Source organism: Lentimicrobiaceae bacterium, assembly GCA_020636745.1.
Classification (GTDB): Bacteria; Bacteroidota; Bacteroidia; order Bacteroidales; family Lentimicrobiaceae; genus Lentimicrobium.
The window spans coordinates 166585-189516 of the sequence record JACJXH010000003.1 but is presented as its reverse complement, the minus strand read 5'-3'; the positions used below and the strand labels follow the sequence as shown (position 1 = coordinate 189516).

General features: G+C 38.9%; 17 protein-coding genes. 9 read left to right on the top strand and 8 right to left on the bottom strand.

Annotation, left to right across the window (positions count from 1 at the left end):
- The first annotated feature begins 118 nt into the window (after nucleotides 1-118).
- The 3 genes from H6541_06235 to H6541_06225 are packed head-to-tail and all read left to right on the top strand — an operon-like array spanning nucleotide 119 to nucleotide 3316.
- Nucleotides 119-2413 carry a response regulator gene (locus tag H6541_06235; protein ID MCB9015378.1) on the top strand — a complete coding sequence of 765 codons (2295 nt, stop codon included), beginning with the start codon at nucleotides 119-121 and terminating at the stop codon, nucleotides 2411-2413.
- A 51-nt stretch (nucleotides 2414-2464) separates the two neighbouring features.
- The gene (locus H6541_06230; GenBank protein MCB9015377.1) at nucleotides 2465-2878 is read left to right on the top strand and encodes a hypothetical protein; all 414 of its coding nucleotides are present in this window, start codon (nucleotides 2465-2467) and stop codon (nucleotides 2876-2878) included.
- Between the two features lie 27 nt (nucleotides 2879-2905).
- On the top strand, nucleotides 2906-3316 hold the full coding sequence (locus H6541_06225) for a carboxymuconolactone decarboxylase family protein (protein ID MCB9015376.1): 411 nt from the start codon (nucleotides 2906-2908) through the stop codon (nucleotides 3314-3316).
- A gap of 40 nt (nucleotides 3317-3356) precedes the next feature.
- Here H6541_06225 and H6541_06220 read toward each other — a convergent pair whose 3' ends face one another.
- A complete protein-coding gene (locus H6541_06220; protein MCB9015375.1) occupies nucleotides 3357-4721 on the bottom strand; it encodes a peptidoglycan synthetase in 1365 nt (454 codons plus the stop codon).
- Between the two features lie 125 nt (nucleotides 4722-4846).
- Here H6541_06220 and H6541_06215 point away from each other — a divergent pair, with 125 nt between their 5' ends.
- Both H6541_06215 and H6541_06210 read left to right on the top strand, forming a co-directional pair.
- A complete protein-coding gene (locus tag H6541_06215) occupies nucleotides 4847-5689 on the top strand; it encodes an MBL fold metallo-hydrolase (GenBank protein ID MCB9015374.1) in 843 nt (280 codons plus the stop codon).
- A 9-nt stretch (nucleotides 5690-5698) separates the two neighbouring features.
- Nucleotides 5699-6406 (top strand): phosphoadenylyl-sulfate reductase, encoded by a 708-nt coding sequence (locus tag H6541_06210; GenBank protein MCB9015373.1) that lies wholly within the window; start codon nucleotides 5699-5701, stop codon nucleotides 6404-6406.
- Between the two features lie 124 nt (nucleotides 6407-6530).
- On the opposite strand, the gene H6541_06205 is transcribed toward H6541_06210, so the two are convergent.
- Nucleotides 6531-7754, bottom strand: coding sequence for an ABC transporter permease (locus H6541_06205; protein MCB9015372.1), 1224 nt, complete (start codon nucleotides 7752-7754; stop codon nucleotides 6531-6533).
- 76 nt (nucleotides 7755-7830) lie between these two features.
- Between H6541_06205 and H6541_06200 the strand changes: the two genes are divergently transcribed.
- Nucleotides 7831-9069: a DUF1343 domain-containing protein gene (locus H6541_06200; GenBank protein MCB9015371.1), complete on the top strand. Its 1239-nt coding sequence runs from the start codon at nucleotides 7831-7833 to the stop codon at nucleotides 9067-9069.
- 56 nt (nucleotides 9070-9125) lie between these two features.
- Here H6541_06200 and H6541_06195 read toward each other — a convergent pair whose 3' ends face one another.
- On the bottom strand, nucleotides 9126-10322 hold the full coding sequence (locus H6541_06195; GenBank protein ID MCB9015370.1) for a pyridoxal phosphate-dependent aminotransferase: 1197 nt from the start codon (nucleotides 10320-10322) through the stop codon (nucleotides 9126-9128).
- Between the two features lie 150 nt (nucleotides 10323-10472).
- A complete protein-coding gene (locus H6541_06190) occupies nucleotides 10473-10946 on the bottom strand; it encodes a DUF1573 domain-containing protein (protein MCB9015369.1) in 474 nt (157 codons plus the stop codon).
- Between the two features lie 285 nt (nucleotides 10947-11231).
- Between H6541_06190 and H6541_06185 the strand changes: the two genes are divergently transcribed.
- From H6541_06185 to H6541_06175, 3 genes are all read left to right on the top strand, one after another.
- On the top strand, nucleotides 11232-11738 hold the full coding sequence (locus H6541_06185) for a hypothetical protein (protein MCB9015368.1): 507 nt from the start codon (nucleotides 11232-11234) through the stop codon (nucleotides 11736-11738).
- 303 nt (nucleotides 11739-12041) lie between these two features.
- Nucleotides 12042-13853, top strand: coding sequence for a DegV family EDD domain-containing protein (locus tag H6541_06180; GenBank protein ID MCB9015367.1), 1812 nt, complete (start codon nucleotides 12042-12044; stop codon nucleotides 13851-13853).
- Nucleotides 13854-13972: 119 nt separating this feature from the next.
- Complete coding sequence (locus H6541_06175) at nucleotides 13973-14734, top strand: DUF1295 domain-containing protein (protein ID MCB9015366.1); 762 nt, start codon at nucleotides 13973-13975, stop codon at nucleotides 14732-14734.
- Between the two features lie 177 nt (nucleotides 14735-14911).
- Here the strand turns inward: H6541_06175 and H6541_06170 are convergent, their stop codons facing one another.
- The 4 genes from H6541_06170 to H6541_06155 all read right to left on the bottom strand — a co-directional run bounded on the left by H6541_06170 (nucleotide 14912) and on the right by H6541_06155 (nucleotide 22611).
- Entirely contained in the window at nucleotides 14912-17092 is a 2181-nt protein-coding gene (locus H6541_06170) for a glycoside hydrolase family 3 C-terminal domain-containing protein (protein ID MCB9015365.1), read from the bottom strand.
- A 161-nt stretch (nucleotides 17093-17253) separates the two neighbouring features.
- A complete protein-coding gene (locus H6541_06165) occupies nucleotides 17254-19302 on the bottom strand; it encodes a T9SS type A sorting domain-containing protein (protein MCB9015364.1) in 2049 nt (682 codons plus the stop codon).
- A 204-nt stretch (nucleotides 19303-19506) separates the two neighbouring features.
- Nucleotides 19507-20586: a beta-lactamase family protein gene (locus H6541_06160; GenBank protein MCB9015363.1), complete on the bottom strand. Its 1080-nt coding sequence runs from the start codon at nucleotides 20584-20586 to the stop codon at nucleotides 19507-19509.
- Nucleotides 20587-20916: 330 nt separating this feature from the next.
- Nucleotides 20917-22611 (bottom strand): CocE/NonD family hydrolase, encoded by a 1695-nt coding sequence (locus H6541_06155; protein ID MCB9015362.1) that lies wholly within the window; start codon nucleotides 22609-22611, stop codon nucleotides 20917-20919.
- Nucleotides 22612-22932 lie beyond the last annotated feature (321 nt).

Here is a 22932-nt window from a genome sequence, read left to right as displayed (position 1 = left end):
CTTTCACATTTTATTCAAAAAGAGAAGCTTAAAAGCTTCTCTTTTTATTTTCTTACTGGTGCCTGTTTTATTTAAACAATTAAATCATTATTTTTGGTAGAGCTATAATATTTTACTGATGATACAACATAAGAATTTTAAAGTTCTGATTGCAGAAGATAATTTCTACGATTTGGAACTGGCTGTGCAAGAACTTAAACGCGCAGGGTTAATATTTGAAAGTAAATGTGTTGATAACAGACCCGATTTTATTGAAGCATTGGACACTTTCAAGCCCGACATTATTATTTCTGACTACAGCATGCCGGATTTTGATGGCATTTCTGCCTTAAAGATTGTACAAGAGAGCCATATTGATATACCCTTTATTGTAATTACAGGCTCATTAAATGAAGAAATAGCCGTAAACTGTATAAAAGCAGGTGCGAATGATTATGTTATAAAAGAGCAATTGAAACGCCTGCCCTATTCTGTTACTGAAGCTTTGGAAAATTTAAGCATCAGAAAACAGAAACGATTGACTGAAGCCGCTCTCCGGCAAAGTGAAGAACGGTTCAGAAATCTGCTTGAAAATGTTTCGAACATTGCTGTACAGGGATATGCTCCTGACGGGACAGTTAAATACTGGAATAAAGCATCAGAGACACTTTACGGCTACACAAAGCAGGAAGCCATCGGTAAATCGCTTTACGACCTGATTATACCTTCGGAAATGATCGAAGAAGTAAAGACCAATGTAAAACTCATGTATGATTCGGGAATTACATCTACCTCCGAAAAACTCGTACTTAAAACAAAAGATGGTTCTGCTGTTTCTGTTTACTCCAATCATGCCATTATAAACTCGGCGGAATACGGCAAAGATTTATACTGTATTGACATAGACTTATCGCAAATTACGAAAGCTGAAAATGCACTGATTGAATCAGAAAACAAATACCGTAAACTTGTAGAAAACTCTATTACAGGAATCTACAAATCGACCATCGAAGGAAATTTCATTTTTGCCAATGTTGCCCTGGCCAATCTTCTAGAGTACAACTCAACACAGGAACTGCTTTCCGTTCCGGTTTACGAAATATTTGCCCATGCCTATAAACGTGAAGAGTTTCTGCAAGTAGTTGTTGAACAAAAATCTGTTACAAATTTCGAAACCATCTTATTGACTTCCCGCGGCGTTAAAAAGAATGTCATTATCAATGCCCTGTTTGACAACAATGAAATAACAGGAATGATTATGGATATAACAGAACGGAAATTGGTGGAAGAAGAGCTTAAACTGGCTAAAGAAAAAGCAGAAGAAAGTGACAGGCTTAAGTCAGCGTTTCTTGCCAATTTAAGTCATGAAGTCAGAACTCCCATGAATGGCATTATCGGGTTTGCAGAGCTTTTACTTGAACCTGAAATTGATGATGAAACGAAAAAAGAGTACGTTGACACCATTTTTTCAAATTCAAATCAATTGCTCAAAATTATTACTGATATCATCGAAATTTCTAAAATTGAAACTGAACAGCTTTCGGTTAATTACCACGAATTTTCAATCAACAATTTGCTGAATGACATTTGCACTCAATATAGTAACATCGCACAGCAAAAGTCAATTGAGTTTATCATTTCCAATGAACTGGAGTCGCAGATTAAAGTGATTTCGGATGAAGCTAAAATCAGACAATCAATTTCGCATTTGATTGACAATGCCCTTAAGTTTACTGAATATGGCAGCGTAAGGGTTAGCTGCAATGTAATGGATTCAGGTTTACATTTTCAGGTTGAAGACACCGGAATAGGTGTAAAACCCGGATTTGAGGATCTTATTTTTGAACCTTTCCGACAGGTTGAAGATTCATTTTCAAGAAAATATGGTGGTAATGGGCTGGGGTTGGCCATTTCCAAAGCTTATGTAGAGGTAATGGGAGGTACAATCTCACTTATTTCGAGCAGCCATTCAGGCTCAACTTTTGGCTTTAGCATACCACTCAGGTCAAGACCTGAACCGGATTTACAAAATAGATTAAATGGATTGGATTCAATTCCGGACTATTCTGAATACATTTTCCTGGTTGCAGAAGACGAATTGACCAATTTCGCCTATCTTGAAAAATTACTGCTGTTATCACGTGTGAGAATCCTGCATGCAAAAACCGGCAGTCAGGCATTGGAGTTATACCAAAAATATCCGGCTATTCATTTAATACTGATGGATATTAAAATGCCTGAAATGGATGGACTTGAAGCTACCAGGATGATTAAATCATTAAATCCTCAATTACCTGTAATTGCCACTACAGCCTACGCAATGACGGGCGATAAGGAGTTATGTCTGGCAGCCGGATGCGATGGTTATATTTCAAAACCTATCAGAAAAGCAGATCTTTACAAGGAAATTGGAAAATTTATTGCCCAAAATTAAAGAACAATATCCCTGAAATTTGTTTATTGATTGTGCTGCAAAACTATGGTTATGAAGGCTAAAACTTTTTTATTACTTCTTGTAATTAGCATATTTACATTGCCTTGTGCCATCTTTGCTCAAAGTGCAGTTTCTCATCTGCCTGACACCTCAAAAATGACAACCTATTTTTTGGTTTTGCTCAAAACTGGTCAGAACAGAACTCAGGATTCGCTGAGTGCAGCCAGGATTCAGGATGGCCATATGGCTCATATTAAGCAAATGAGCTTAGACAAAAAATTGGTTCTCGCAGGCCCGTTTATTGACAATACAGCGTTGAGAGGAATATTTGTACTTCATGTGGACAGCATTGAAGAAGCTACCTCTCTAACCCAACAGGATCCGGCAGTAAGCTCAGGAAGGCTTGTCGCGGAAATTCACCCATGGTACGGCCCTGTTGAATTGCAAAATATTGAATGGTATTAACTTATTCTAAAAATTACACTCAGCATTATGAAAAACAACGACTCTTTGCCTAAAAATTATGAAAAAAACAAGGCATCTTTTCCTGCATATTTTGATGCACTTGAAAAGCTTGGAGAAACAATTCGTGAAACAAGTCCCTTGCCCGACAATACCATGTGCCTGATAAACCTGGCGGCTGCAGCAGCAATTCAGTCAGAAGGTGCCGTTCACAGCCACACCCGAAGAGCGCTAGAAGCCGGAGTTACTCCCGAAGAAATCAGGCATACAATACTTCTGCTCACCAGCACCATTGGTTTCCCAAGAACTATGGCTGCCATGAGCTGGGTAAATGATTTGATTCCTGAAAAGAAGATAAAAAAATTAAAAGAAGAAAAAATTGAAGAACCCTCTCCTGAAAAAAGCAAAAAAGTAAAAGTTAAAAAAGAAAAGAAGAAATAATGGTTTGATATTCCTTCTTCCGGATGATGGTGTAATTAAATCAGGCTTCAGTCAGCAAAACTTCTGATAACTCTTTCAGGTTTATTCCGTCAAAATTTCCGGAACTCATCAATAAGAGATTGGCATCTTTCCATGCCATGGAAACGAGTGCATTATAAAGTTGGTCTTTTTCGTTAAACACCAATATATCATCCCTTTTAAAAGCCCTGGCTACATCTTCAGTTGAAAAAAACGGAAGACGTTTTAATTCCAGGGCATGACGGCTGTAAAATACAATTGCTGTATCAGCCAGATCCATACTATTTTTATACTCATCCAGGAAATTGATATTCAAGCTGCTGTAAGTATGCAACTCCATAACTGCAATCAATTTCCGATTAGGAAATTGTTCCTTTACCGCGTTAACCGTGGCCTTTAGTTTTGAAGGACTATGGGCAAAATCCTTGTAAATGGCACCAGATTGATTTTTTGCTACCAGTTCAAGCCGTTTGGAAGCTCCAGTAAACGAGCTTATCATGTTATAGAAAGCTGATTTACCAATTCCCAGCGCTTCACAAACCAACCTTGCCCCCTCGAGATTCAGCATATTATGATAGCCAAATATTTTCAAAGGAATTGACTCGTTGTCACATTTAACATAAGTAATCCCATCAATTATGGAATATTCGGGCCTGAAGTAAGGATATTTTTGAATATGATGCTTAACGGCTTCAGCTACTTTAACCACCTGTGCATCTTCGGCGCAGTATATTAAACGCCCCTTTTCGGGAACGAGGTTGGCAAAAATGCTGAACTGTTCAACATAATTATCGAATGTGGGGAAAACATTCACATGATCCCAGGCAATTCCACTGATTAAAGCAATATGTGGCTGATAAACATGAAATTTAGGGCGCCTGTCAAGAGCTGAAGTCAGATATTCATCACCTTCAAACACCATAATATCAGCATTTTCCGATAATTTAACCATAACATCAAAACCTTCAAGCTGAGCGCCAACCATATAATCAGCATCTATACCTGCTTTGTTTAAAACATGTAGAATCATTGCGGTTATGGTTGTCTTCCCATGACTACCACCAATCACAATGCGCTTTTTATCCCTGGCCTGTTCATAAAGAAATTCAGGATATGAATAAATCTTCAATCCCAGTTCCTGCGCCTTTATTAGTTCAGGATTATCAGCTCTGGCATGCATTCCCAGGATGATAGCATCAAGCCCGGCGTGAATATTTTCAGCATTCCAGCCTACTTTTTCAGGTAAGATACCTGAGTTGAAGAGCCTTGATTTGGCGGGTTCAAAAATTTCATCATCAGAACCGGTAACCATATAACCTTTACGATGCAGTGCAATTGCCAGATTGTGCATGGCGCTTCCGCCAATAGCGATAAAATGTACGTTCATTCAGACCTTGTTTATTTTCTTACAAAAATAGGGAAATTAGATCATGCCTCCTTTCAATGTGCATAACAAAACCCATAAAAGGTAAAAGATTAAAATGCTACTTTTGCAAAGGAAATCCCTGTTTTATGAAATTAATTACCATTGAAGCTGATTACTGGAAAATGGATGGCGGTGTCGCTTTTGGCGTGGTTCCAAAATCGCTCTGGACAAAGGTCTATCCCGAAGACAGTGATAATCTTATCAGGATAACAACCAGATGCCTTCTGATTATGACTGACGGGCGTAATATATTGGTTGACACCGGAATGGGCAATAAGCGCGATTCAAATTACTATAAGTATAAATACCGTTTTGGGGAGTCGGGTTTGATTGAGCCATTGAAAAAAGCTGGCCTCTCCCCTGCCGATATTACCGACATTATTTTTACGCATCTTCATGACGATCATGTTGGAGGCGCCTTGGGTGTAAATGAATCAGGCCATATTGAAGAGATTTTCAACAATGCAAATTACTGGTGTTCAGAAGCACAGTGGGAATGGTCAAAAAATTCGAACAAACGTGAAGCCGCTGCATTTTTTACTGACAACCTTGAACCTCTCGAAAAATCAGGCAAACTGCACCTGATAAAAAGTGAAGGCGAATGGTTGCCAGGAATCAATCTGAGAATATTTAACGGCCATACACGAGGCCAGATTGTACCTTTAATTGAGTGCAACGGACATATAGTTGTGTTTGCTGGCGATTTCATTCCCGCAAAGGCTTACATTCCCCTGCCCTATGTGCCATCAGTTGATATTGAACCTTTGTTAACGCTCAAAGAAAAGGAGGCGTTTCTGAAAGAAGCTCAACAAAATGGCTATATTCTGCTTTTTGAACATGATTTTTATCATGAAGCTTGTCGTCTAGTAATTTCTGAGAAGGGAATTATTGCAGGCGACGATTTAACTATTGACCAAATTTGTAAATAACTTATCAAAATGAAAGAATTGGAAAAAGTGCAACATCTGAATCAATTATTGGCCGGAAAGTCAGCTGAAGAGGTCATCAAATGGTTTCTTCAGGATTTTGACGGAAAGGTTGCATTCTCGACCAGCCTTGGCGCTGAAGACCAGATCATTACCCAAATGATAGCGTCAATCGACACATCTGCTCACATTTTTACCCTGGATACCGGACGTTTGTTTCCTGAAAGCTATGATTTGATTGATCTTACAACCAAAAAATATGGCATAAATATCCGTATTATGTTTCCTGATGCAACCAGGGTGGAAGAAATGGTTAACTCACATGGAATCAACCTGTTTTATGATAGCATTGAAAACCGTAAACTTTGTTGCCATATCAGAAAAATCGAACCACTGAAGAGGGCTTTTCAGGGACTCGATGCCTGGATTTGCGGATTAAGGCGTGAACAGTCTGTCACCAGAAAAGACATGCAGATGGTTGAATGGGATGAAGGCAATAAACTTATCAAAATCAACCCACTGATTGACTGGACAGAAGAACAGATATGGGCATTTATTAAACAGCATCATATTCCTTACAATAAACTTCACGATAAAGGATTTCCCAGTATCGGGTGTCAGCCTTGCACACGTGCCATTACAGCTGGTGAAGATGTCAGAGCCGGCCGTTGGTGGTGGGAAAACCCCGAAACCAAAGAGTGCGGTCTTCATAAAAGATAACCATCATGTTGAATACAGCTGCATGAAATCATGCAAAAAAGTCTCCCTTCTAACGGGAGATTTTTTTTTGACTTCATTGCTTTTTGCCATTCTAACAGCCATGCTTTAGTTGCGCCTCTTCAGGCTAATCAAAACGAATGGCTTTCACAGGAGAGATGTAGCGGATAACCAAAGAAGGAATCAGCATCATAAGCGTACAAATGATTATGGTAGCCGCATTGATGATAAAAATGTGTACAAAACCAATCGAAACCGGAACGGTTGAAACAAAATAAGAATCTTCGGGTAATGGAATAAGTTCAAATTTCTTTTGCAGATAAATCAGTATCAGCGCCATTGCATTTCCCCAAAGCAATCCATAAAAAGTAATATTGACAGATGTATAAATAAAAATTTTACGGATGCTTTTATTGCCAGCCCCCATGGCTTTTAGTAATCCAATATCGCGGGTGTGCTCCAGAATGAGTATCAATAGAGTTGAAATCATGGTGATTCCCGATACTAATGACATCAATACCAAAATAACCAGCACATTTAAATCCTGAATTTCAATCCAGTCAAAAATTTGGGGATAAAGCTGCTTAATTGTTTGAGTGTTGAGATTATAACCTGCAATCTCATACACTTCATTTGAAATTTCTGAAAGCTTTTTCCAATCGTTGATTCTGATTTCAACCCCTGACACCTGATTTAAATTCCATCCGTTTAACTTTCTGATATGGCCAATATCGCCAAACAAATAGGTGCCGTCAAATTCAGGCAGGCCGGTATTGTATATCCCTGAAATTTTAAACTTCCGGCCACGCGCCAGGTTATCGATGATAAAATACATTCTCAGTTCATCGCCAGTTTTAAACCCCAGGAGGTTGGACAATTTCTGTGAAATCAAAATTTCATCCGATGGTGAAGCTGTATCGCCTATAGCAGGTATATTGCCGCTCACAAGTTTTTCCTTGAAGAAAGACCAGTCATATGACCCAGAAACACCTTTAAAAACAACTCCTTCAATTTGGTCTTTAGTTTTTACAATCCCGGCTTTTAAAGCAAATTCCTGGACATGCTCAACTCCTTTAACCCTGATAATTTCATCGACAGATGCTTCTCTTAAATCAATAGGTGCAGGTTCGTATGAATTGTTGGAGTCAAACCCGGAAATTTGGATATGCCCTCCGAACCCGGTAACTTTATCGTGGATCTGAGACTGAAATCCCTGCAAAATGGCCACAGAAATAATCATTACCGCCAAGCCAAGCGCTATGCCAGTAATTGAGACCCTGATAATAGGTCTGGAGAAAGAGGCTCCTTCTTTCTGTCTAATCCTGCGACTTATAAAATACTCGAAGTTCAAATCACTTAATTTTGTGCAAAGTTAAGTGTTTAGGGCTAACTTTGCAGTAAAGGCAAGTATTACAAATCTGATTTTTATGCGACAGCTATTTATTACATTACTCATTGCTATAGTTTTCACATCATGCACCCAGCCCAAAATAACGCAACAAACCAACACTGAATCAGCAAAAGGCCGGGCTGATATTGCTGAATCGCCTGCCCGTGCTGAATTTATCAAACCCGGTGCCGAAAGGACCAAACTGTACTTTAACCGGCTCAACGAATTAAAGGTAGGAGTGGTTGCCAATCAAACCTCGCTCATTCACCATGTTCATCTTGTTGATAGTTTGCTGTCTTCAGGCATACAGGTAGTTAAGGTTTATACGCCCGAACATGGGTTCAGAGGGAATGCAGATGCGGGCGAATTGGTCAATAACCAGGTAGATGCCAAGACCGGTCTTCAGCTGGTATCGCTCTATGGCGATCACCGGAAACCAACACCGGATGATTTATCAGGAATTGACATCATGGTCTTTGACCTCCAGGATGTCGGAGCCAGATTTTATACTTATATTTCTACCTTAACCCTGGTGATGGAAGCCTGTGCCGAACAAGGCATTCCGCTTTTGGTGCTCGACAGGCCCAACCCCAATGGCTTTTTTATTGACGGTCCTGTTCTTGAATCCCAATATCAATCTTTTGTGGGCATGCACCCGGTGCCGGTTGTACATGGTATGACAATGGCTGAATATGCCAGAATGGTAAACGGAGAAAAATGGTTAAATAACAGTGTTCAATGTGACCTTGACTGGGTGCCGGTTGGCGGTTATAATCATCATAAGAAATACACTTTGCCGGTTAAGCCATCCCCCAATTTGCCTGATATGGAATCGGTTTACCTTTACCCATCGCTTTGCTTTTTTGAAGGCACTGTGGTGAGTGTAGGAAGAGGCACCGACACCCCGTTTACAATTATTGGATTTCCCGGAAACACCATTGGCAACTATACATTCAGACCTGAAAGCAGGCCCGGAGCAAGTCTGAAACCCCCATACATGAATGAAGAGTGCAGAGGATACAATCTCAGAAATGAAGTTGCCGGCATTAAAAGCAGGCCGGGTTTAAGACTTGAATGGCTGATTGAATTTTACAATCATTACCCGGAAAAAGATAAATTTTTCAATTCATTTTTCGACAAGCTGGCAGGTACTGATTTGCTCCGGAATCAAATCAGGAATAACATATCAGCACATGAAATAAGAGAATCATGGAAAGAGGGACTGGAAAATTTTCAGCAAATCAGAAGAAAATATCTGATTTATCGTGACTTTTAAAAAAAACACGGAAAACCTGAAGGAAATCCGTGTTTAAGATATGTTGTGGATAGAAACTATTTTCTGCCCGGATACACTTTCAAGGCCTCACCCAGGCACTTAACGGCATTGTGGAGGTCTTCTTTTTTAAGCACATAAGCAATTCGCGCTTCATTTTTACCTAAACCTGCCGTAGCATAAAAACCGGAAGCAGGCGCCAGCATCACTGTCTGACCTTCGAAACTAAACTCCTCGAGTAACCACTGGCAGAAATGATCAGCATCTTCAACAGGCAAGCTGATTACCGAATAAAACGCTCCTTTGGGTAATGGTGCAAAAACACCCGGAATTTTATTTAACTCTTCAATAACCAGGTTTCGGCGAGAGATATACTCATCATAAACTTCTTTGAAGTACTGGGTTGGCGTTTCGAGTGAAGCTTCGCCAATTACCTGTCCTAAAGAAGGTGGGCTTAACCTGGCCTGTGCAAATTTTAAAGCGCTGGCAATCAGATTTTTGTTTTTTGAAATCAGAGCTCCAATTCGCACGCCACATTCGCTGTACCGTTTTGAAACAGAATCCATCAATACAGCATGGTTTTCGAGACCTTCAAGATTCATCACCGAGAAATGTTCAGCTCCATCGTAGCAGAATTCGCGATAAACCTCATCTGCAAATAAGTATAAATCATATTTGAGCACAAGTTCACGCAATTGCATCAACTCTTCCTTGCTGTACAAATAACCGGTTGGGTTATTGGGATTACAAACCATAATGGCTTTTGTGCGCGGAGTAATTGATTTCTCAAATTCGCTGATGGCAGGAAGTGCAAACCCATTGTGAATATTGGAAGTAATGGGCACAACTTTCACACCTGCCGCCAAAGCAAAAGCATTATAATTGGTATAAAATGGTTCGGGAATAATTACTTCATCACCGGGATTCATGCACACTTTGAACGCAAACGAAATGGCTTCAGAACCGCCGGTAGTAATAATAATTTCGTCCTGGTTAACATTGATTCCAATACCTTGATAATACTTTGCAAGTTTCTTTCTGTAACTTTCGTTTCCGGCAGAATGGCTGTATTCAATCACTTTAAGATCGAAATTGCGGATGGCCTGCAAGGCTACATCAGGAGTTTGAATATCCGGCTGACCAATGTTCAGATGATAAACTTTTATTCCTTTTTTCTTTGCTGCTTCAGCAAAAGGAACCAATTTTCTTATGGGAGATGCGGGCATCTGACAACCGCGGTCTGAAATTTTAGGCATAGCTATTGGGTTTTCAATATTTGGTACAATTTCGGAGCAAAGGTATAAGCAATTTTAAGAGTTCCAAGAGATGTAATTTCATTTTTTCAATTTATTGATAAAAAAAATGGCCGGTTCATACCGGCCACATTCATTGCTTTATGAAGCACATTATTTTTTCGATACCGGAGTAGTTCCTGTGCTGATATTTTTTTCAGGAATTGTAGTTTCCTCCTGGTTTTTAACAATGTTTCCAGCAATTCTTAAAACTACCGGCGTGTTTTTGGCATTCGACATAACCGTGATAGACTTATTTATCGGGCCAAGGCGGTTGGTGTCATATTTTACTTTGATGCTTTCCTTTTTACCGGGAAGAATTGGTTCGCGCGGCCAGCTGGGAACTGTGCAACCACATGAAGATTTTACACTTGAAAGAATTAAAGGCTCTTTACCTGTATTGGTAAACTCAAATTCACAGTTTCCGTCACCCTGAACAAAAATAGTTCCATAATCATGAACTGTTTTAGTAAAAGTAATCTCAGGTGCATTAGGATTTTGCGCAGCTGTTTCAGTTTTAACTTCCTGAGCAAAAATTGAACCCATGGTCATAAGCGCTGCTGCTAACATTGTAATTGACTTTTTCATCGTTCAGATGTTTTTGTATTTAAGATTAAGTTGTTTTAAAACTCTAACAATATTACAAAAGTACTGTTAAAATTTTGATTGAACCGGGATTTTTATGTTTTTTAACAAAACAATTTTCATACCAGAAAGTAAATTCTTCTTTCATTATCGAAATTTAAGTTTTATTAAAATTTCTATGACTTCCTTTGGTAATTTTGCATCTTTGCGCTGGTTGTGCTGCGGCATCCTGTGTCATTTGCTAAAAAACCAATCATGATATTGTTTCACCCTTGTTAATTTAAAAAAATGAGAAAATATATTTTACCAACTCTGACTGCTATTGCCATGATAACCGGTACATATTCATGTAAAAACACATCAAAAGTAACTGAATCAGCAAAAATGAATCAAGTGGCAGCACCTCAGGTATTCATCTACAAAACTAAAGCTGATTATCAGCAGCAAGTTCCGGTTATTCTGTCGTCAGACAAAAGTACGCTTGTTTCGTATCCGGCCCCCGGTGATGTATTTTATAATGGTGATCTTGCATATCCTGTTCAGCTTGAGAATGGTTATCTGCTTGACAGACGCGGAATTAACAAAGACTGTGCATTTTTGAAATGGACCTATTACGAGTACAGTCGTCTTGACCACACACCGTCGCAGCCCGAAATTATGGAGATGATTCTGGACAAAGATCCGCTTACCGAACTTTATAATTGCGGCAAAAAAAGCAATTATACCCATCTTGAAGCAGAACTGAATGAAATCATTAAAAAAGGAGAACTCAGCAAATTCAAAAAAATAAAGTAGTCTCCCTGTTTTAATTAGTTACTTATCTGTCAGTACCTTGCAACTATTATATTTATTTCCGGAAAAACTGAGTATTAAAAGTACCTTAAAAATGACAAGGGACTAACCAAGCAATGAATCAAACCGGGAATAAAGCGTAAATTTGTACTACCAAAATGGTCAGAAGGGATTACAAGACTATTTTAATTTTATGTTGACAACAACGGAATGGGTCACCCTTGTTCATGATAATATCTGTACCCTATTAACATTTTGGCAGTTAGCTTGTTAATTAAGCTTTAGTTTGTAACCAAAATTTAAAAATTGAACACTACCTCCAAATCAGTCACTGAGTTAGACGGTAAAACACTTTACTACAGTTTTTTAGCCGGAGCTCAAAAGATATTCGAAAATCAGGTTCTCATCAATAAAATTAATGTATTTCCGGTAGCTGATGCCGATACGGGAACCAATCTGGCTTCAACCATGAGATCCATTGTTGAAAGCCCCATCCCTACCTCCGATCTGAAAGTTACTGCAGCTGCATTGGCAGATGCTGCGCTTACCGGAGCCCGGGGCAATTCAGGAATTATTTTTGCTCAGTTTATTTACGGTTTCAGTACCGAAATACAGAAGCATGAAACAGTAAGTGTTGAGACTTTTGCCGAAATACTGCGCAAAGCTGTTACTTACGCATATGAAGCTATAGCTAACCCTATCGAAGGAACAATGATTACTGTTATCCGCGAATGGGCTGAGTTTATTTACATTCTCAAGGACAGTATCAACGACTTTATCGAATTATTGGCTCAGGCCTATCAGAAAGCGCTGGAATCTCTTCAGGCTACCACCGGCAGACTTGAAGTTCTTGCCAAATCAAATGTGGTGGATGCCGGGGCTAAAGGATTTGTCGTTTTCCTGCAGGGAATGGTCGAATTTGTAAAAATAGGTGAACTCCGAAAAATGTTATCGGGCCGTGAAACAGTAGTTATTGCTGATTCAGAGGTTGTTTCGCATGATGTGATTACTTTCAGATATTGCACCGAAGCAATGATTGTGCTTGATGAAAAGCGCAAAACCGATCTTTCACAAATCCGCAAGTCAATTGCTCATTTCGGCGATTCTATGGTGGTTGCCGGATCGGCCAAAAAAATGCGCGTTCATATCCACACCGACCATCCTTCAAAGGTGATGAAAGTACTTAGCCACTATGGCAACATCACTTTTCAGAAGGTTGATGATATGGTGATGCAAAATGAAATTACTTCAAATGCAGCTTATCCCGTGGCATTACTCACCGATTCAACCTGCGACCTGCCTCAAAATCTGATTGAAAAATATCAGGTGCATGTTGTTCCTTTAAGCGTGCATTTTGGCGAGAATTATTTTTTAGACCGCCTCACTATCTTACCTGAGCAGTTCTATTCGATGCTGGATAAAGCTCCTGTTTATCCTTCAACTGCACAACCCGCTTACAAAGACTTCTTTAACAGATACTCTTACCTGGCCAGTCATTACGATTCTATTATTGGAATGCATATTAGTGCTGCCATGAGCGGAACCTGGAGCAACAGCTCTAAAGCTTCACATGCAGTGGCTGAACACAGTGGCAAGAAAATAAGTGTGATCAATTCCAAACGTTTGTCGAGCGGTCTGGGGCTTATCGTGCTCAGAGCTGCCAAAGCGCTTGAAAACGGTGCTTCACATACCGAAATAACCAATAGCATTGATTCCTGGTCAAAAAATACCAAAACCTTCGTCACTTCAAAAACCATGAAATACATGGTTAAAAGTGGCAGGGTCAGCCATAGTAAAGGTCTGATTGGCTCTCTTTTAAACATTAAGCCCGTAGTTATTGTAAATGATGAAGGCCGTACCGAAACATTTGGCAAACCCTTTAGTGAAAAAGGCAGCATGGAGCTGGTTATTGCTAAAATAAAAAGCATGGCTGAAACCAAAAAGATTTGGGGCTATTCAATTTCACATGCCAAAAACCTGGCAACAGCCAACTGGTTTGCTGACAGAATGAAGGAAATTTCAGGACTTGAGCCCGAATTTATCGGTGACGGTTCGCCCGTTTTGGTGGTAAATGTTGGGCCGGGCGTTGTTGCTTTGTCTGTGATGTTTGAAGATTAAAACATCTAAATAAATCTTATCAACCGGAAATGCTTTGCTTTTCCGGTTTTTTTTATGCTACATACCCAGTTCCGTAACTTTTATTAAATTAGTATGTTATTTAATTAAAATAATTTGTGATGATACAATACCTGTCTGAACCGGTTATCACTGTCTTTATTTACATGACTTTGATTTTTATACTCGCCATGATACTGAAGGATAATTCCATTGTGGATATTTTTTGGGGCGCAGGATTTATAGTACTTGCCATAGTCAGTTTGTGGCCTTTTGATTATTTTGATATCAAAAAGATGGTGGTTACCCTGCTTATTATCGTGTGGGGAGGGCGGCTGTCCATCCACATTTCAAAACGAAATCATGGTAATGCTGAAGATTTCCGATATGCCAACTGGCGGGCTACATGGAAATTTTTCGTTCTCAGAAGTTTTCTCCAGATTTTTATGCTTCAGGGGTTTTTTATGTTAATCATCAGTTTGCCTGTGCTCCATATTAATTATCATGAAGAAGTTTCTTTTGGGGTTATTGACATTGCAGGTATTTTAATCTTTTTAACCGGGTTTTATTTTGAAGCAGTGGGCGACCTTCAATTGAGGAAATTCAAACAAAATCCTGAAAATAAGGGTAAAATTATGACTGAAGGATTGTGGCGCCTTACCCGTCACCCGAATTATTTCGGAGAAGCTCTTCTTTGGTGGGGAATATGGCTGATGGCTGTTCCCGTAGTGGATGGTATTTTTACTATTATCAGTCCGATAACTATAACGCTTCTGCTTCGTTATGTTTCCGGGGTTCCGATGCTGGAAAAAAAGTATGAAGGCCGTCCCGATTGGGAAAAGTACAAGTCAGAAACGCCCGTATTTATCCCATTTCTCAAATAATGCCAGGTAGCTGATATGGCTGCCAACCACTCTTTTACATTCTTAAAAACCTTTCAAGGAAAGGATGAAAGCCTGTTGAGCAACCATTTAATTGATTGCTATCATTTTTCAAATCATCCCTCTCATGAATAACAGCAGACGCTTTGTTCCAGATGATTTATTCGTTCAGACAATTCACTATTCCAGCGTAAGCTTGACACGCACTGGAGCAGAAGCGCCAAGCGTTAATGCTCTTTGTGTTGGCAAACTGCCTGAAATAGCCAAAGTAAAATCGCCGGCTTCAGTAATAGCCTCACCCTGCTCATTGATAAGTTCAAGCATTTGAGGAGTGATGGCAAAAACAACCTTTTTGCTCTCCCCTGGTTTCAGGTTGATGCATTGAATGCCTTTTAAAGAAAACAAGGGAGTTTCAACACTGGCCTGATTATCTGTAATATATAATTGTGCAACTTCTACAGATGCATATTGGCCTGTATTGGTAACTGTACAGCTGATTTCAGTGCTTTCACCTTTTTTTATTGTTGAAGAAAGAAGTCTTACATCGCTGTAAGAGAATGAAGTATAGCTCAAGCCGAATCCAAAAGGATACATTGGTTCTTCGGTCATGTACCTGTATGTCCTACCTTTCATTGCATAGTCTTCGTATGGAGGTAACTGTTCCAGCGATTTGGGAAAAGTAACGGGCAATCGGCCAGAAGGAACCGCATTTCCGAACAAAATGTCAGCCAAAGCATGGCCACCCTCCTCGCCCGGATACCATGTAAGTAAAACAGCGTCAGCTATTTCGTGAACTTCAGAAAGATTCATGGGACTTCCACCTGTAATTACAGCAATAACTGGTTTGCCATGGGTCCCCTTGATTTTTTTTAAGTAATCTATTTGATTCTCAGGAATATTATAGTCGAGTCGATCGCCAAAATAGGGTGATGATACAGATTCTCCTTCTTCACCTTCAATATGCCTGGTAAGTCCCATGGCCACAATGGTAACATCAGCCTCGGCAGCTTCTCCGCTCGACCAGTCAATCGGGTTGACATTCTTTCTATCCAAAGTGGTTCCCGGGCTGTATTGCACCTGACTGTTTTTAGCAACTCCGGCTGTAATTCCTTCGAGGAAAGTGACAATATTGGGATTTACGCCAAAATAGTTTCCTAAAAGCGCATCGATAGAGGCAGCATTAGGCCCTACTACATAATATCTGTTCAAATTATTTTTGAGAGGCAGTACCCCATTATTTTTTAACAGAACGATTGATCTTTTTGCTGCTTCATAGGCTAGCGCCCTGTTTTCTTTGCTGTCAACAACCTCATATGCAATAGCATTGTAAGGATTGCTTTCCATCGGATCGAACATGCCCAGTTTAAATCTGGTTTTTAGCAGCGGAAAAAGTTTTTCATCCAACAGTGATTCTTCAACCAGGCCTGACCTTACAGCATCGACCAAGGCGGTATAGGTATCACCGCAATTAAGATTCACACCACTTTTCAAGGCCAGTGCAGCGGCTTCAGTTTTATTGTCAACAGTGCCATGGCCATTTTCTGCATAAAAATCAACCAGGGCCCAGCAATCGCTTACCACATGGCCTTTGAACCCCCACTTTCCGAACAATACTTCTGAAAGTAAATAATTGTTGGCACAGCAAGGTTCATCGTTGGTTCTGTTGTAAGCACACATCACAGACTCTACACCCGCATCAACAAGAGCCTTAAATGCAGGCAGATAAGTTTCATACAAGTCTTTGGGGGAAACCTTTGCATTAAACGAATGTTTTGACTTTTCCGGCCCGCTATGTACCGCAAAATGCTTTGCACAGGCAGATGTTTTCAGGTAGTCAGGATGATTACCCTGTAATCCCTTCACAAAGGAAACGCCTAACAGGCTGGTTAAATAAGGATCTTCGCCGTAAGTTTCCTGCCCGCGTCCCCATCGGGGATCTCTGAAAATGTTAATATTGGGTGTCCAAAAGGTTAATCCGGTATATCTGTTATAATTGCCTGCCGCTATGGCTGCATTATATTTAGCGCGTGCTTCATCGGAAATGGCGGAAGATACCTGATAAATAAGGCCATTGTCAAACGTGGCGGCCAGTCCTATTGCCTGGGGAAAAACAGTTGCAGTGCCTGAACGGCCCACACCATGTAGTGCCTCATTCCAATAGTCGTAAGGTGGTATATTCAGTCGGGGAATAGCCGGAGTACTCATCAGCATCTGACTTGCCTTTTCCTCCAGGGTAAGCTGCCCAATCAAATCCTTTACTCTTGCATCAGTGTCAGCCTCAGGGTTGAGATACAGGGGCTGCGCATTTAAAGAACTTAAGCCAATAAAAACGAAAAAAAGAAACACTACTTGTTTATACATATAACCTTTTGTTTGAAATATTTTTATCATTTTGATTAACGTTTCACAGTTTAGCAAATTGGCAGATTAAGCACACATACATTTAGTAAAGTACTGATGATTGACAGAAATCAGATTGATTCATTTAATACTAAACAAGTCATTTAATAAATCAGCCCGCATCAATTTGACTTTATGATTTTTCTGATTGTCTTATTGCCTGATTCATCAATTATCTCAATCAAATACATCCCATTTTGCCAACTTTCAATTTCAATTAAACAATTAAAATCAGACATATTTTTCGATAAGACTTCCTGCCCAATACGATTAAAAGCGCTGATTTTTTGTATTCTGAAGTTTGAATTTATAAATAAATGATGAGGAGTTGGACTAGGAAAAACATTTATATGAGATGCATTCTCATAGACATTTGAATTGAGCGTCAAGTCCTCTTGAATACTTATACCAATACTTGGCTGCAGAAATTTACCACAACCTGATTCCATAACTTTTAAAGCCCTTACCATATACCAGTGTGAAGGATTATAATCTGGAATAAGAAAATCAGGTGTTGTAACAATTGAGCTGGATATTCTTTGGTATTTACCAAATTCAGCATTTGATTCATAAATATGATAACCAATAACATCATTATCAGATGAAGGGGCCCATTGTAAAACCGCGTTATTGTTCACATTATTAAGTGTGAGATTGGTAATTGGCCTGACTTGAAACAGACTTAAAGTTGGATCGCCCCATATTTCAAAATGCGTTCTGTTCCACCAATCCTGGGTATCATATTGTTGGGGAGGCTTTTCAAGATATTGATTTACTTCGTTATGATTGATGATTTCTTTCATTGCTTCACCAATGGATAATCCGTCACAAGCCTGATAGAAAATATTAATTCCCATTGTCGTCCATAAAGCGACCAGGCATTTGGATTCCATTCCCAGCAATGTGCGAATGCGACTGTAAACGCCTAGAGGTTGAGGCACATCGCCAAATCCCCAATAACTCTGATCACTTGAATAAACAGTTGCATTCATGCCATAATTTAACCAATCATCAAGGTTGGGTATGGTAACATTTTGCATATATATTTTAAAAGGACCATTGTTTAACACCCATTGATTGTGGTTTGAATTGTCAGTTTTTTGAAAGACATTTTCCGGTTTTGAGATATTTACCAATGACCTATATGAACCATCATTAGAGTTATTATAACCAAAATAAAAGGCAGATTTTTCTCCCATATAGAACCCGTCGCTTACATTTCTATAATGGCTAAGTCTGTCTAAATAGTTTTCTATCAAGGTAATTTCAGGCGTACTAATTTCTGTCAAATCAGCGAAATCAACGCGTCCAAAAGCCATTTCGATGTCTGAGGGGAAAAAATCCTGATCCCATTTAAAATCCCCAGGGTAATTAATTGCCAAAGGGGTAATTAATCCGCCTGGGTCATAAGTGGCGGTATCGGTATAAACGCCATCCATATCAGCATAATAACCATCACTTCCCCGCGCACCGGTATTTTGACTATGATCATCCGGTGCAACAACATTTGTTGAACCACAACGAGGCAAAGGTACATGTCCTAAAATAAAAAGCGATTTTGGCTTGTCATTAGCAGGTGCATTAGCGTATATGGTTTCAATTTGATTTTTTATGCCAATTACTTCATCCCCACTATCCCAATCAGAAGCTCTTGGAACAATTAATTCATTAACAAACCAACCATCAGCAGTCAGTTCCTTTTTTAAGCGGAAATATTTTGCTGGTAAATTATCGGGGATATCATTGGTCACTAAAAGAATCATTTGCCCTTTGTAAATAGAATTATCATGAAGTAATGCCCCCATTGTATAACCGGTTGCACTATAATGATTACCCTCAAAAGTCCATGTATTCTGCCGTTTTATCTGATATTCCCATACTTCACCCAAATTTACGTTTGTATCTATCCAATGCCCTGTACCTGCAGCAATATTGTTGGCAATACTATTCCAGGTATGTGTTCCTGCTAAACGTCTACTGATGAACAGGGGTTCGCTTGAATTTAATAAAGAATCATGAAAAATTAACTTAACCTGTTCATTATTCAGGTCAACTTGAGATGAGACTAAACAAACACGTCTTCCAGTGGTGTTGAAATCAAAATTGAAGTTTTGAGCATTTAAATTCCAAACTATCAAAAGAAATACTATATTAAGTAATCTTGCTTTCATTTTGCTTTTTTGTGATATCTCAAAGTAGTTCTATTACCCAGGTTATTTACTTCTGTGTTCCGAGATACATTGACTGAGCTACTTAATACAATTAGCCTGCCCACTCTATATATAGCAAGCACTATTTTTGTTCAAATGCAAATATAAACATTCTAAACATGCAACAATTGCATGAAGTCTGCTCCGTTCAACGTTTTGATTATATCAACTGCCGTAATTTTCTTTCAGTTTTCTCATTAAAAGTCTGACTCCTTGCTGTGTATCCTGATTAAAAGAGTTTGTAAAAATAATGTATGCTTTTCCTTTTATTCTATCAATTTGAACGAGTGAATAATATGTTCCTGCGGTGCCTGAATGTGTTGAAAATTCTTTGCCATTTTCATAAATATTGTACCAACCCAAGGCATAATTATCCAAGCCTTTATGTATCATTTGATAGGTTTTTGCAGTCAGATAATTATTGTGTCCCTGCAGTCCGTCTATATTCAGCTGAATAAATCTTATGTAATCCTTCAGCCTGATATTTAAGTCTCCTGCTGGTTCAGTAAAATCGAGATGATAATCAGTATCTGAGGGTACTGGAGTAAGTTTTTCATTTTCATAAACATGCCCCCAGGTATCTTTCCGTTTTTGATTCTCGGGCCACGAAAATTTCACATTCAACTTCAGATCGTGATTGAATACTTTTACAATTAACTGCTCCCAACTTTTACCTGTTACTTTTTCTAGCATTAATGCAGCCAATGTATAGCCGGCATTCGAATAGGAAAATTTATGAACAGTATCCATTTCAACCGGATTTAAGGTTAAAACAAACTTCCCAAAAGCTTCTCTTTTTTCTTGTTTTGTGCCTTTAATTTCAGGAATGTCCGGGTCATTGTTACCTTGAAACGGCTGTATTCCGGCCCGGTGAGAAAGTAAATCCTGCAGGGTAATTTGTTGATATGCTGCGTTGGTCATATCTTTCCATTCAGGAAAAATATCAAAGAATTTCGTTGTCCATTTGAGTTGTCCGCTTTCCACATATTTGGCAATCATAAACGCTGTCATCGCTTTGGTATTTGACCCCAGATGGAAGCGGTCGTTTAAAGTTGCGGTGTCATTAAGATCAACTGAGTGATGACCGAGTGCCGCTATCTCCAGTATTGATTTACTGTCAATTACAGCATAACTGATTTCGGGAATGTTGTATGCTTTACGAACTGAGTCAGCATAATGAACCTGATGCTGCCCCAGGCATAAAGATGTTAAACCCAGAAATAAAATGGATATGATTGTTTTCATATTCTTGTCATTTATAAAAATAATGATTGGCTGGTTTTATAAAATCGTTTGAGGGTGTGCGCTGCATTCCAGCCAAATAGTAACTAACCTGTTGTGTAGTAAATTGTTTGAATATTTGCAAAACCCCATTTTTTTTACCTCATATTGAACACACCATGCCTGCATGGATATCTAATTCAAAAATACTGATTCTGAATGTTCTTCAGAAATAATTTGCTTAACATCGTCATAACCCCTACCAATACTGCCCCTCAAAACATTGCCGGAAATGGGCAATAGTTTAACCTGAGGTAATCGTTGGGTATCAATGACTAAACAGAGCCTTGTTTATTATTGTCTGGCGTTAAAATCCTGATAAACTGGTATTTTTATATAACTGTCATTATGCCATTTTATTTGTAAAGGTTCATCTGCATCTTTAATAGTCTCTTCTGAAACGGGCTTTCCTGAACCATAATTAATAATTTCAAATGGATGCTTATTGATGTTGAGCAAAATTACGAACTGACTTCCCTTTCCAATTTTTTTGCTAACAAATCTAGTATTATTAAAAGTAATAAACTCTTTTTTATTAGGTCTTAGAAGTTGTCTGTGAGAATTGTCTTTTGCATAGCTGGCCCGGCCTATATAACGGGTAAGGAAAAAATATTTTCCGTTGGGCATGAGTTCGTATAATACCAAAGAAATGTCCATATCTTTTTTGTTGATGGTTACGTTCAAGCTACCTAAAAACGAACCATTCATTGAAAAATCAGTTTCAAAAGGTTGTGTTTTAAAAATCAAACCATTACTTGCATCAAGGGTGTCAAAAATAATTAGCGGAGTGTAATAATTATTTTGGCTATTCCGGTCAATAAAGTCAACTGTTTGAACTTCAAACCCACTCTTTATTGGTTTTTGGGTTGCAAGCCTTGTGCGGTCTAAATAAAAGGTCAAGGTATCATTATTTATTTTGTCTAATGATGGAGCATGCCTCCATTCATTTGTTCCCATTACCTGAAAATTGATTTTGTCTTTTAATATTTCAGGCTGGGCTTTGTCTTTCAAAATAAAATCAAGCCACTGAAAAGCTAAGTCTCTCATATTGATATTGGCAACACTGTCAATTTCATAGCCCATTAAGTTTCCTTGTGGTTTGCTTTGTCCACCCCAATGGTCATAGGGACCAATTACAAAATAATGGTTCGCATTTTTATTGTATTTATAGTGAAGTTTTAAATATTGAATTGCCCCAATTTGTGACCCGTCATAATAACCTGTCGTTGATAATATCGGAATATCAATTTTTGAGTATTCGAGGGGTGTGGGTACCATTGTTTGCCAGTATGCATCATAAGCAGGATGCTGAAGCCACTTTTTAAAAATTGGGTTGGGCTGACCTCCTAAACTATCTAAACTCCGAAAGGAACTGCCATTATTATACCATTCAAAAACCAGACTTCTGTCGTAAGGTTTGTTTTTATATATATTATCGTTTGCCCAGCCTAGTATATTCCCATAAGGGACGTTGTTTTCCATAGGGGAATCAAAACCTGGCATCACAGCTACTTGCGGAACAATCGTTTTTAAAGCCGGATGAATATTTTTTACAGTTGCCCATTGTGCAAATCCAGTATAACTACCCCCAAACATTCCTACTTTTCCATTGCACCATGCTTGTTTGCTTATCCAGTCAATAATTTTAAAGACATCGGTTCCCTCATGTTCATAAGGAGCATATTCGTTTATATTTGTGCGGATGCCACGCGCATAAGCAACAACTCCAACAAAACCTTTATCAGCTGAAATTTTAGCAAAATAGTCGTCAGTCTTCCCTTGATCGTAAGTTGTATAAAAAAGAATGGCAGGCAAGGGTGTTATGCTCTCTTTTTTTCGGACTATAATAGCCGAAAAGTCAATACCGCCTTCGGTCGGTATGCTTACACTGTCCTGTATAATATAAATGCTGTCTGATGGTTTATATTGCTGGCCAGATATCAACGTAATTTTTGCCAGAAAAAGTAATGTTAGAATTATATATTTCATTTGTTTACTATCCTTGTTTGTTAATTTTTTGAGGCATTGCTCTGACCACATGTTGTTTTCAGTGTGAAATATTCGCAAACCGGAGTATCGGAGCTCCAACCTTAAAACCTCTGCGAATTCATGTAAATGTATTCATGTTCATGAGGCCTTTATATTGTCAGATAATCCATTGATAAAGCAACATGCGGCAGCTTACCCAGTCATTTATATTTGTTGACACAAAAATTATCAGCTGACAGCCGGTGCCAAATAAAACATACCGCAAATGCACAAAGTGCTTTTGAGATGCTCCTTCACCCCTGCCCCTATCATTTGCCCAAA